Origin of the sequence: Companilactobacillus nantensis DSM 16982 (assembly GCF_001435815.1) — a bacterium.
Lineage (GTDB): Bacteria > Bacillota > Bacilli > Lactobacillales > Lactobacillaceae > Companilactobacillus > Companilactobacillus nantensis.
Genome location: NZ_AZFV01000025.1, coordinates 29627 through 42759 on the forward strand (window position 1 = coordinate 29627; position 13133 = coordinate 42759).

At 33.2% G+C, this 13133-nt stretch carries 12 protein-coding genes; 1 reads left to right on the plus strand and 11 read right to left on the minus strand.

The annotated features are described in order from the left end of the window. Window positions 1-9: 9 nt before the first annotated feature. The 6 genes from yqeH to FD31_RS10600 form a co-directional block, all read right to left on the minus strand. Window positions 10-1134 carry a ribosome biogenesis GTPase YqeH gene (gene yqeH / locus FD31_RS10575; RefSeq protein ID WP_057892748.1) on the minus strand — a complete coding sequence of 375 codons (1125 nt, stop codon included), beginning with the start codon at window positions 1132-1134 and terminating at the stop codon, window positions 10-12. Further along, on the minus strand, window positions 1121-1648 hold the full coding sequence (locus FD31_RS10580; protein ID WP_057892749.1) for a YqeG family HAD IIIA-type phosphatase: 528 nt from the start codon (window positions 1646-1648) through the stop codon (window positions 1121-1123). The genes yqeH and FD31_RS10580 overlap by 14 nt, the downstream gene beginning before the upstream one ends. Window positions 1649-1720: 72 nt before the next feature. Further along, the gene (gene rplT, locus FD31_RS10585; RefSeq protein ID WP_057892750.1) at window positions 1721-2077 is read right to left on the minus strand and encodes a 50S ribosomal protein L20; all 357 of its coding nucleotides are present in this window, start codon (window positions 2075-2077) and stop codon (window positions 1721-1723) included. A gap of 35 nt (window positions 2078-2112) precedes the next feature. Further along, complete coding sequence (gene rpmI / locus FD31_RS10590; RefSeq protein WP_025084493.1) at window positions 2113-2310, minus strand: 50S ribosomal protein L35; 198 nt, start codon at window positions 2308-2310, stop codon at window positions 2113-2115. A 14-nt stretch (window positions 2311-2324) separates the two neighbouring features. Continuing rightward, window positions 2325-2858 (minus strand): translation initiation factor IF-3, encoded by a 534-nt coding sequence (gene infC, locus FD31_RS10595; protein WP_057892751.1) that lies wholly within the window; start codon window positions 2856-2858, stop codon window positions 2325-2327. A 258-nt stretch (window positions 2859-3116) separates the two neighbouring features. Continuing rightward, window positions 3117-4136 carry an NAD-dependent epimerase/dehydratase family protein gene (locus FD31_RS10600; RefSeq protein WP_057892752.1) on the minus strand — a complete coding sequence of 340 codons (1020 nt, stop codon included), beginning with the start codon at window positions 4134-4136 and terminating at the stop codon, window positions 3117-3119. A gap of 91 nt (window positions 4137-4227) precedes the next feature. Here FD31_RS10600 and FD31_RS10605 point away from each other — a divergent pair, with 91 nt between their 5' ends. Then, window positions 4228-4668, plus strand: a complete 441-nt coding sequence (locus FD31_RS10605; RefSeq protein ID WP_057892753.1) for a MerR family transcriptional regulator — start codon at window positions 4228-4230, stop codon at window positions 4666-4668. An 11-nt stretch (window positions 4669-4679) separates the two neighbouring features. Here FD31_RS10605 and FD31_RS10610 read toward each other — a convergent pair whose 3' ends face one another. The 5 genes from FD31_RS10610 to FD31_RS10630 form a co-directional block, all read right to left on the minus strand. Next, the gene (locus FD31_RS10610; RefSeq protein WP_057892754.1) at window positions 4680-5003 is read right to left on the minus strand and encodes a bacteriocin immunity family protein; all 324 of its coding nucleotides are present in this window, start codon (window positions 5001-5003) and stop codon (window positions 4680-4682) included. An 88-nt stretch (window positions 5004-5091) separates the two neighbouring features. Then, window positions 5092-6303, minus strand: coding sequence for a DUF2399 domain-containing protein (locus tag FD31_RS10615; RefSeq protein ID WP_057892755.1), 1212 nt, complete (start codon window positions 6301-6303; stop codon window positions 5092-5094). After that, window positions 6293-10378, minus strand: coding sequence for a TIGR02680 family protein (locus FD31_RS10620; RefSeq protein ID WP_147007380.1), 4086 nt, complete (start codon window positions 10376-10378; stop codon window positions 6293-6295). Before FD31_RS10620 ends, FD31_RS10615 begins: the two co-directional genes overlap by 11 nt. Before the next feature lie 7 nt (window positions 10379-10385). Then, window positions 10386-11486 carry a DUF2398 family protein gene (locus tag FD31_RS10625; protein ID WP_057892757.1) on the minus strand — a complete coding sequence of 367 codons (1101 nt, stop codon included), beginning with the start codon at window positions 11484-11486 and terminating at the stop codon, window positions 10386-10388. Continuing rightward, a complete protein-coding gene (locus FD31_RS10630) occupies window positions 11486-12964 on the minus strand; it encodes a TIGR02677 family protein (protein ID WP_057892758.1) in 1479 nt (492 codons plus the stop codon). The genes FD31_RS10625 and FD31_RS10630 overlap by 1 nt, the downstream gene beginning before the upstream one ends. Between the last annotated feature and the right edge of the window lie 169 nt (window positions 12965-13133).

Genomic DNA, 13133 nt, shown 5'->3' on the forward strand with positions numbered 1-13133 from the left:
TAATTCTCCTTAAATAATTGCGTTTCTAATTGAAACACGTACTCCATCAGGAACGTAAGCTTTAACCTTTGTTCCAGCAGGGATTGTTAGCCAGCCTAAACCATAAATAACGATATCTGATTTTTCATGAGCAGAAAAGATTTGACTCTTGAACTCAGGGAATTCTGTTACATCAGTTGGTGGTGTCAAAATATCGCCAAGATGCTTTTCATAAAATTCATCAGCATTTTCGGTCTTAGTTCTGTGGAGTGGCAATCCTTGTGTAACGTAGAATGTTGCATTTGTACGTTCATTTAGAAAATCGAATCTAGCCAAACCGGCAACAAAAATCGTTTGATTATCGCGTAATTGGAATGTCGCTGGACGCAATGGTTTCTTTGGTGTAACAGTTTTTAAATCATTAGCATTAAGAAAATGTGCTAGTTGGTAACGGTGAATGATACCTGGTGTATCGATCAAATTGTGACCATCGTCTAATGGAATATCGATTTGATCCAAAGTTGTTCCAGGGAATCTTGAAGTTGTGATTAAATCTTTCACATCAGTTCTGGCACTAATAATCCGGTTGATCAAAGTTGATTTACCAGTATTAGTTGTCCCAACGACGTAAACATCTTTACCATCACGATATTTTTCAATCATATCCATCAATTTATCAACGTTAGTTCCCTTAACTGCAGAAACCATAATTTGATCGACTGACTTGATACCATTTTCCTTACTCTTTTGTTGCAACCAGTTCAATAAACGATTGTTATTAACTGAATTAGGCAATAAATCAACTTTATTACCGACAACTAGAATCTTCTTGTCACCAACAAAGCGTTGCAAACCAGGGATAACACTACCTTCGTAATCAAAGATATCAACAACGTTCACAACTAATGCATCTTCGTCAGCAATTGAATCCAAAAGCTTTACAAAGTCATCGTCTGATACGTCAACATCAGTGATTTCGTTATAGTTACGAAGACGGAAACATCTCTTACAAAAGAGTTCTTTCTCTTCGTCGCCATCATCTTCAAGGTACTTCTTTAAAGTAGAAGCTTGAACATATCCTGGCTTATCTTTATCCTCAGTTTGAATTTGTGCACCACAACCCATGCAGTACAACTTTTCATCATTTTCTGTCATTTAATGAATCCTTCCAATATAAATTCTTATCACGCTTTTGTTCAACTTTTAGAATCGGACGTTCAAAAAATCTATTAACGCGGGTTTTCTTAGCATCTGTATCGACTAACGGTTTGACCAAAACAGTCTTTAACTTAGCCATATTACCAGCTAAAACATCTGTCATGACTTGATCACCGACAAATAAGACTTTTTTTGGATCGATACTTTCTTCTTTAATATGTTTCTTGATCACGAATGGCAATGGTTTCACAGCCCGAGCTACGATGCTGACGGGTAACTCACGGACAGCTTTCTCCACACGTTCATAACTGTTGTTAGACACGATCATAACTTCTATATCATTTTGGGCCATTTGATTAAGCCATTTACGGAGTGATAAATCATAATCATTACTATTCCATGGCAAAAGTGTGTTATCTAAATCTGTCATGATAGTTGTGATACCGAGTTCTTTTAAATCCTCAACAGTGATATCAGTGATTTTATCAAGCATAATATACGGTTTAAACATTAATTTAATCCTCATCTCTGCAAATTAGTAAAAAAACGTAATTTGGGTTTATCCAAATTACGTTTTAAAAAATTAAGCTAAAGCTTTCTTAGCTGTATCTACTAAACTTGTGAATGCCTTTGGATCTTCAATAGCGATTTGAGCTAGCATCTTACGGTTGATGTCAACGTTAGCTAATTTCAAACCATGCATTAATTTGCTGTAACTGATTTCATTCATTCTTGCAGCAGCATTGATTCTGGCAATCCAGATCTTACGGAAGTCGCGCTTAACTTGGCGACGATCACGGAATGCATAACGGTATGAAACCATGATTTGTGTATGTGCTGCTTTAAAAGTGATATGTTTTGAACCACGATATCCCTTAGCTAATTTTAAAACTTTCTTACGACGTTTGCGAGTTACTGTTCCACCTTTTACACGTGGCATAATGACTCCTCCTTTTGATTAAAAAAAATAATTAATTAGTATGTAGCTAACATTTGTTTGATACGTTTCATATCACTTGAGCTGACCATACCTGGCTTAGCCAATTGGCGACGTTGCTTCTTTGTCTTACCGTGGAAACGGTGACTTGTGTAAGCATGCATTCTCTTCCAACCACCATTAGCAGTCTTCTTAAATCTCTTTGCTGATGCGCGGTGTGTCTTTTGTTTAGGCATTGGAAATCCCTCCACTATTTTTTCTTTTTGTTATCTTTTGCGTTAATTGGATCAAGCATTAAGAACATACTACGACCGTCCATTTTAGGCCTTGTAGTTACCGTAGCAACATCCTTGGTCTGTTCAGCAACACGGTCTAAGACTTCCTTACCTATCTCTTTATGAGTGATTGCTCTACCCTTAAAGCGAAGAGAAACTTTGACCTTATCACCTTTAGCCAAGAACTTGCGAGCATTATTAAGCTTTGTATTAAAGTCGTTTGCTTCAATAGTAGGACTCAATCGTACTTCCTTAAGACTAACAGTTTTCTGTTTTTTACGTGCTTCTCTATCTTTCTTTTGAAGATCAAACTTATACTTACCGTAGTCCATAATTCTGGCAACAGGTGGTTTAGCACCTGGTGACATTAGAACTAAGTCCATATTAGCCGCTTCAGCCAAACGTTGTGCTTCAGCTACTGGTTTAACACCAACTTGATCACCATTTTCAGAAATTAGTCGTACTTCTTTAGCACGTATTTGATCATTTATTAATAAATCTCTTGCTATGAGTAGTCACCTCCGGAGTAATTTAGCCCACAAAAAAAAGCAGGCTGCACAAGCATGCCCACTATAATTATCTACGTAATCGTATTAACCTAGAGGCAATTGCATAGGTGAGAAGCGGGCGCTTCTGCTTAATCTCAACAGTTATTAACTATACCAACAAAGTTGTATTCTGTCAATACATTGAAAGAACTTTCTGGTTAGTTGGTTGAAAAATTCAATAATGTTAATTTAGCATAATTAATAACGGAATACAAATATTTAAACCTCTTGATAATTAATCAAACTATCAACTGCCGTTAACACGGTCTGTTCATTATCAGATTGTGGTATCCAGTTTAACATATCCTTTGCTTTTTGATTGCTGACATTCCGATTCATGTCTTTCATCAGCTTACCCTCTCTGGCTGTTTCATTGACAACTGCAGCCAGGTTGAGTACCCAATTTGGTAAATTCTTTGAGCTAACATTTTGAGCTATTTGTGGACGCTTAGTACGAATTAACTTGGCAATTTCTCGCATGGTTATCTTTCCATCTGCTGAAGCAATAAAACGTTGACCAGCGGATTCTGGAGTTTCCATAGCCTTAATTTGAATGGCAGCCACGTCTCTAACGTCAACTACGTTCAATGGTAAATCAGGAATTAATTTCATCTTTCCCGATAACAGATTCTTCAATAAATCAAAACTGTCGGAAACATGAGCATCTAATGATGGTCCAAAAATTGCTACTGGATTAACAGTCACTAACTCCAAATTAACATCTGATTGAGCAACATACTTCCATGCAGCCTTCTCAGCTAAAAGTTTCGACTTTTCATAAATTGACAAACCAGTTTGATTCTCATTCGTCCAATCCTTTTCAGTTGTTAATCCGCTCTGCTTACTAAAACCAACTGCTCCAAAATTAGAGGTCATAACCACTCGTTTAACGTCACTTTGATCTGCTGCCTTTAAAATACGTAATGTTCCATTTAGCGCTGGCTTGATTGCATCAGCCTCATTTTTAATTTTCCCAAAGAAAACGGGCGAAGCAACACTGAATACACCATCACGGTCTTGCATAGCCTCTACCCAGTTGTCATCACTAGATAGATCTGCCTTGATAAATGATAAGTTTTCCAAATTTTGAGCATTGTTAGCCTGCAACACTTTTAAAATTCTTTCTTCTCCACTATCCTTGCGAATCGTTGTTCTAACGTCATAGCCCTTTTCCAATAATTGTAAAATAATTTGTAATCCTAAAAAGCCTGTTCCACCCGTTACTAATACCTTTTTCATATGTAATACTCCTTGATATCTTCTATCTTATTGATTATCATCACTTTAAACCCTAAACTACGGTTTATAGCAAGCTCTCGGAGGAGATTTTATGGAAAAAACGTATTCAATTAAAGAAGTTGCCGATTATTTCAAATTACCTATTTCAACGATTCGTTATTATGATAAAAAAGGACTCTTACCGTTTGTATCAAAAAACGAAGCCGGCTATCGTGTTTTCTCCGAATCAGACTTTGGTTTTATTAAAACAATTTGTTGTCTAAAAAATACTGGCATGCCAATCAAAGATATTCAGACATATATCGAACTTTGTATGCAGGGCACCCGTACAATCGACCAACGTAAAGAAATGTTGCAGCAACATAAGCAAAATGTCGTACAGAAACAACAGCTTTTAGCCGAAAGCCTTCAAGAAATCAATACTAAGATTGAACGCTACGATTCAAAAGATTCGCAAACTATTATCAGTGCACAAATCAAATTTGTTAAAGACGAAAAAAGAGACCTTCATTTAAAAGATCCCTTTATATAGGAAGAAACTTATTACAAAATTGAGGCCAATTTATCATCTTTAAACTGTCTACGTAACCTTTTACCAACAACACTTTTAGCGGGAACATCCTTTTGAATTTGTTCATAGATTGCTTTAATTTCTTCAGGGACGTCTTCCCTACTTGTTTGATAGTAATTGACAATGTAGTGGGATAACTTAGCAATAACTTCAAAATAAACTTTGTCATCGTTGTTTCCCATCAAAGGTCGGGCACATTCTGCGACGACCTTTTTTAGTTCTGCATTATTTTTAATTATTTGATTGTTATAAACGGCACCTAGACTTTTTATTAAATTATTACTTTTTTCATCCATAATTTATTTATGCCTTCTTTATTTAATTTCAAACCATATCTATTATAATCACAGATGGAAATATTACATAATATTTTTGTTTTTATAGTTAACATTTCAAGTGTTTCTCGATACTTTTAATTAATTCAGAAATTATAGCTTCTTGAAAAACAACACATTGCTTTTCTTTCATTAATAATTTGAGAGATAATAATCTTTCATTTTTTATACCATTCAAAACATCAGTTTTGATACTTAATTTTTTCAGGCTGGTTGTATATTCACAAACAAACAATTGATCCGACATACCAAAAAGATGGACCCTCTTGGGATATTTTTCAAGTATTTTTTGGGACATAACCAATCCAGCTGGATCAAGATCACTTGAATAATAAATTTCAATATTATTTGGTAATAAATCTAGTAATTTCCATGTTGCATATTTAAACTGGCCGCTAGTCATAATCAGTGGTACCATCTTAAATTTATCCGCAATTACTGCATAAACACTAGAGTTCTCAATTAAAAAGACTTTATTACCTATAATGGGTTCAATTATTTTCATCTTCATTAACTGCATAAGTGGAACATTCCAAATTAAGTGATTATCTGCTGCAGCTTTAAAAATGGGCGAATCTCCCTTCAAATTCTTAACAGTCACAAAATTCAAAATATCATCTTTTACAATATTGACAGCTAGATATACGTCAATATTATCTCGATTTTTCACACCCATTGACACTATACAATCATAAAATAAATTTCCTAACAATCTTCCTTTATCCAAACTATGAGGATTTTCAAACAATTGATAAGCAAAAACTGGCAGGCGAGTTAATTTTGTTGGCAAATTTTTTAATGCTAATTCAACCTTTTGAAAACTATCAATACTTAACTCCTTGTTAAAATTCCGTTTAATTATCGATACTGCCAAAAGCTTATATACCGTCGGTGCTATTTCTGACACTTTAGAAAGATATTGTTGCCATCGAATCTCTATTCCTGCATCGATATCTCTTTTGGTAAGTAATTTTTTTCCAATAATAAATTCAATAACTGTTTTTATATTGATTTCTCCAAATTTACTGTCATTATAAGCAGAAATAAATTCGGTTACCTGAAACCGTTCTGTTTTTCTCCATTTTGATTGGCTTATTCCGAGAAATAACAAAAGTGCCTCAACATTCTTCAGATCTGATTTATTTATAGAACCTTTGAATTCACCATAATAGTAATATTTTTTTGCAATTTCCTTAATAACGTGCAAAAGCTCAGGATCACTCTCAAAATAGAAAATAGCTTCATGTATTTTATTGTCCATTATTTTCTACCCTCTCCTTACCATCCCAATGTAATTGAATAGCAGTTACCAAATCACCATCTTTACCTTTATCTCTCAGCAATTCATATGTATTAAGACTAGGTACAGTATCGTACTCTGCCTGTAATTGTTGAGAAGTCATAATATAATTAAATCCTAATTGATCAATAGTTTTAAAAAGCTGGCTAATGTTACTCTCATCAATTCCGGCAAAAGCTTCGTCCAATGTAATGATTCGAGGAGCATTCTTACGTGCATTGTTATAACGAGCTGACATAGCAACAAATAATGGTGTATACATCGTAATTGCTTTCTCACCACCAGAAAGTTTGTTAAAAACGACCTTAGTCAATTGACGTTTGTTTTTACCATTTTGTGTATAGAATATTCTAAATTGAAACCAATTGCGATAATCCAATGCATCCCTCAATATTTTCGTCATTTGAATTTCTTGACCATGATCTTCATAGGCAATCCTTTTTTCATTAATTTTGCTATTCAAAAAAGTTTTAATTTTAGATAAATCTTGATGGTTCAAAACCTTCGGATCTTTTTTCAAAAGAGCAACACCTTCTTGATTCTCATTATTACTCAATTCATCTGAAGGTTTAATTTCCCACTTAATACTAAGCTTCAAGTTAGAATTATTTTCCTGCTGGCTTAATATCTGATTCATATCTACGATCCAGTCCTGGGCCTTATTTATGTTTTGCCTAATAACTTCACCCAGACTATCAAAAATAATTTCCCTGAATAATTTCTCTTCAGCTTCTGTCATTGCCTCAAGGTTAACTTGCATCTGTTCTTTAAGCTGGTGATCTAACTTAGTTATTAACTCATCAATACCTGATAATTCAACCAATACTTCTTGATGATGATTCAAGTACAATTTCCAGAAATCAATGTCCCCCCTATTCTTAGGGAAATTTTTAATCCAATCCGGGACATCTAAAGTATCTCTCGCTTTTTGCCTTGGCCTGAAATTCAACAAACTATTACTCTGAGCACTGAATTTACTATTCATAATTTCAATATCATGATTTAAAGTTTCAGAATCTATTGCCTCATCTGAAATCAAATTATCCTTAAATTCCTTTTGTAAATCTTGATTGGATCCTACTTCTAAGTATAATTCCTGATTCAAAGTCTCTACCAATAATTTTGAAAAAGGACATTCAAAGTCTAACTTTTTTTGAAGATTTACGATATTTATTTTAGTTTTTTCTGATCGCCCAGCTAAATCTTGAAGTTTAACGCTATTCTCCTTTTGTACATATTTGATTTGATCAATTCTTTCTCCTATTTCGACAAGCCGTCTGTTAATTGTGTCTAGATTACCAGCAATCCGTTGGCGATCTTCATTTACCTTAATCTCAAATTGAATATCTTTAATATCACTAATCAATTGAGATAATTCTTTTTGTCTTACAGCTAATTCCTTATTCATTCTAATCAATGATTCTTCTAAATCCTTAATTCGTTCGATTAGATTACTAATATGACTTAGTTCTTTGTTCCAATCATTGATTGAATTAACATATTGCTGCATTCCATTCTTAGCCGATTCAAATGCTGACTTACTTTTTGAAATAGTCTGATAATTCTTACTTAATTGTTTGATTTCTAAAAAATAATATTGCAATTCTTCCTTTTTGTGCTCTAATCTTTCACTAAAATCTATAGTTGTTTTCGTTTGAGATTCAATGTTTCTATTGACATCCTCCAATTGAAATTTTAATAAAGATAAATTATCGTCTTTGGGAATTCTAACTATATCCTTTTCCAAAGTATCTATTTGATTCCCTTTTTCGGTTAAAGAATTCTCTAATTTTTTCAATTGAATTAATTTATCATCAATTCTTTTTTGTAAGTTGTCTATTCTAGCTTTACGAAAACGTTCTTGTGCCGTAGCACCAATAAATTGTGCTTCATAGTTGTCCTTCGCTTTTCCAACTAAGATTCCCACTTGAAACTCACCATCTGGCGTAATAACAACATCAACATCAGTACTATCTTTGTTAACAGCTATGCTACTCAATAGGTCATATATTAGCGATTCAGGAATTGCTGTTGTAACATCAATATCAGGTTTTAAATAATCCATCAAAGTAGGCATAAACATTTTTGGATTAGCTTTCAAGGTCGTGTCGCCAATTGTAATTACTCCGTCTTGTGAAACCAATCCATCCAAAATGCCACTCTCTAGTAAGGCACCTTCTATTTGATTTATAGTTGAAGTATCAACATTTTCTTTAAATTTCAAAAGTTGATAAAAGGGAATCAACTTTTGGTTCTGTCTAATTTTTTTGCGATAGTGCAACCGTTCCGGTACAGGATATTTCTGTGCTCTAATTTCATCTTGTTCTGTTTGAAGTTCTTCTATCTCTACATTAACATTATCAATATTGTAATTAATTTCTTGAATTGCATTTTGTATGATTCCTTTTTTCTCATTAAATACGTCTATCAATGGTTCAATCACTTTCGATAATCTTGGCATATCAATGGTATATATCTTATCTAAATTAGTTTGGATTATTCCAACAACATCCTTGTCAATTTCAAATTTTAAACTATCACTATATTTCTGAAACATTTGTTTTAAATCAAATAACTCCTCACTATATTTTGATTCCAAATTTCTTTGTTTCATTTTATAGTCATTTAATTTTTTATTTTCATCTTCCAATTGTCTATCCAATTGATCAACGTTTTTCTGAATCCACTCGCATTCTTGATATTTATTGACTATCTTTTCTAAGCAATCCAAATTTTCAATAGATTCTTTTTTCCATTGTACAATATCGACGCTTGGGTAATCACTAGCAACCAAAAAGACTTGCTTATGCTGTTTATAAAAACCAGACTTAACCGCTAAATATTCAAGAGTCTTAGATATTTGAGTAAGATTTTCTTCATAATTCGTTTCTTTTTTCTTTAAATCAGATATTTTATCTTGAAGTTTTTTTATATCACCTTCGTAAATCAAAATCCTGTCATTCTTATTATTCTCATTTTGATTCATCTGTGAGAGTTTTTGTCTTAGCTTTTTAGCTTCTTCCACTAAGTTAAAACCTTCATTACCTGCTAACTTTTCTTTTAATTGGATATTTGAATCAAGTTCTCTATCTAGTTCTATATTGGATTCATTAATTGAATTTCGCTTATTTTCGATTTCTCTACGTTTCGAATTCAATTGAGAAAATTTCCGTGTTAACTTTTCAGCTTGCTGCAGATGATTTTCCGTAACATGAGCTAAGGCGACTAGTTGATGCCGCCTATAATTTGTATAGGCTTTTAGTAATGGCTGTAGTTCTTTTTTCTGATATTCATTGTGATCAATATTTGCATTTGACTGATCGATTTGGTCCAATGTTCTCGCACTGTCCTGAACATTATCTTCGGTCAGACTTGGCAGAGAATCAGATAAAATACCTTCAAGTTTAGCCGGCTTCAAATCATTATTTAATTTTGGATTTCTTAATTGAATCAGCAATTTGATAGTGTTTTCTAAATCATCAATATTTTTAAATCCAAAAATATTTTCACTAATATAATTTGCATATTCTTTCTGAGAGTTAAAGACTTGCCCACTACCCTCTAACCTGTTTCTCAACTGTTTTTTACTCAATGTGATAGCAGAATTCGTAGTTTCATTAATCATTAAAGAAAAATCCGAACCTATTCTACGACCATCATTTATTACGAAGTACCAACGATTAAGATTAGTGGATTTCCTTCCACCACGCATCCCGATACCGGTTGTAATATATTGCTCTCCAATTTTATATTCAGCCCATAAATACCCAACTCCTTCTTTATCCTTCCCATTTACATCCTCATCACCTAAAAAATAATCAATCATTTTTTTATCACGGCTACCAAAGGAGTCTAATCTACTAGGCTCAACATTACCGTCTAAAAGAATCGGCATCAAACTCTGCATAGTGATAGACTTACCGGCCCCATTTCTACCTCGGAATAATAGATGACCATCACTCAATTCAAAAACCTGATTTTGATAATACCAAAAATTAATTAGGCCCAATCGATTCAAAACAAATTTATTTTCCATATTTTCCCTACTCACTTAGTGTAAACTCCCCATTGAGACGATAAAATATTGGTGTGACTAACAATAAACCATCACTTTGGAGTATCAAACCATCATTGACCGTTTGCATCAACAACTCTTTTGCTATTGATTCAAATGATTTTTCTCGGTAAGCTTTTGACAATAATTCTCGGTTTTTCTGTACAACTTCAGAAACAATACTTTGCCATTGTGTAAGATTTAAGTGAAGTTGACCAAATTCATCTGGTACAAAACTTCGATTTCTAATTTTTGATCCTATTAGCATTAATAGATCCCCACTACTTCCATTATCAGGAATATACTTAATTCCAATTCGTCGATTTTCACTCACTAATATTCCAAGATTTTTTGAAAGTTCAAATTCATAAAATGAATTAATTTCGAAAAACTTGGTCAAACGTTCTTGTTCACTGCGCATATACCTAAATAAGGATTCTGTTTCATTGGTTCGACAAATTCCAACCGACAAGAATAATCTTTGAATCACCTGCATACTAATATTCTTAGTTTCACTTATAGGAACTAACTCACTAGAATCAGTTAATGACTGTATATTTTTCGAAAACATATTTAAAAAGTACCTAGAATAATTAGTCGAGTTAAACAATGCCACCTGTTCCTCATTCCTATCAAAATCATCGAATTTTCCATCTAAGACAATAATTATTTTTAAAGCAATCATCTGTTGTAAAATACGAACAAGCCTTTTTCGAATATGATACTGTGTCCAATCTAAATCATTAGGCATGGTCCGTTTTAAATAGCTAGTCAAGTCTGGCAGTATGAATGGAGATTCCGGCCCACTTTCTTCAACAAATGCCATTGCACACGCAAACATCACATAATCGCTTGTCTCATTAAATCCTTCAATACCCATGAATGCCTCTGTATGGAATGGCTTTTTTTCTATCTTTGCAAAGTGTGCATTTAAAACTAAAGCCATATTCAAATCGTTGTTACAAATTTTTTGAATATCTTTCGAATATTTTTTTATTAACCGAAAAATTTCTTGATTGTCTTTTTCTAAAATCACGTGGAATTCTAACAATCTATCAAGACAAATTTTTACATCTTCATCATCTTTCATTATGCTATTCCCTCCACAATTTTGAATTTAGCATCTGGAAGCGTTAGATATCCATCATCAAATTCAATAGTAACTTTCTTTTCAGGGTTAATCTCGATTTCAAAAATCCAACCTAATTGTGTAGAAACACGATGATTGGTTGTCATTATTGCAATAGAAAAATATCTTATCAGCTCACGCCTAATTTGTTTTGGTAAATGGTTATTATCTGACAAAACTAGTTCACCGTTTTTTAAATAACTATTCCAAAGCTGTTGGTTTTTATTGCGTTCTTCTAGTTTTCTCTTTCTAACTACTTCTTGTCTTTCCGAATTGATTATAAATGATTTGTTAGCCACTCGAGGGCGGTTCTTACGACTCTTAGAAGTTAACGATGTGGTAGGTACTGTCATCTTCCAAATGTCATCCAACTGGCTGGTAACATCCATGTTACATGATTGTATATGCCTCGTTTTGCTTGCTCCAAACAGTGTTGCCGATAATTTATTTGCTTTGAAAAAACTTTTTTCTTCAGATTCATCACTATCAACCAACACTTGAAACCATTCTGCAATTTTCAAGTAGTCCTTAGATCGACTATGATATTGCAAATTGCTTTCAGTAATGGCCTGAATAATGTTAGTCACTCGACTCATGGCTTCATTAGTTTGGCTAATTAAATTAGTATATTCACTTTCACGACTGTCAGTATCCATAAACCAATAACACATAAATTTCCATGTATCACGAACACGTTTCTCTACACCTTCGATATTCTGCTGTCCCAAGCTTAATTTATTGCTCTCGTGTATTTCTTGTAGTTTGACGATATTAGTAATTGTATCCTGAGAAACAGAATTCAGTGCCAAGCTTATTTTTATACTCGTTTGCTGCATACTTCTAATAAATTCCCGCAAATATTTCACAAATTTTAGTTTGTAAACTAGAAATTCAGTTGTCTGCATTAAATCTTCCACTCTACTGCTAGTCAAATATGCAATATAACCTGTTGCATTCTTACGTATCTTATCAAATCTAGTTTGTAGATCATCCCAACCATCAAGTAAATCTTGATTTGATAGTGAATTAATGATTTTTAAAGACTCTAGAAAACGTTTGAACATATGTGAATCAAGGTCACTTGTATTATCATCTTCTTCTGGAAGTGCTTGAATAAATTCCTCTATTTCAATCCCCACCGTTGTGATCTGATAACGAAAATGTTTATTACGATATTCTTCAATGGTTTTTGGTTGACTCATCTCTTGCTGAACCTGCAAATTTCCCCACTCAACCAATCCTGAAAGATCATTGTCCAGTTGATTAGTTGTATATTCACTTAGACCAGACATATGGACACCCTTCAAAATATCTTCCTTGTACAACAAATTATTCATTCGTTGATTTTGAAGATAAAAGAATCTCATAATTCGACGATAACGGTCTACATTATCAGCATTTAAATATGTGAATTGTCTTACTTTTTCGAAATCACTCATTTATTAACTCCAAATTGTATTGTTTGTAACATTTGAATTGTATAACATTAGAAAAATTGATATACGGATTTTCTCCTTAATCTGTAACTTTTGTTTTTAGCAGATGATATACTGAATTTTTAAAAAAATTCTTTTTTTTAAGACAAAAAAAGGGGCTGTGACATAACTC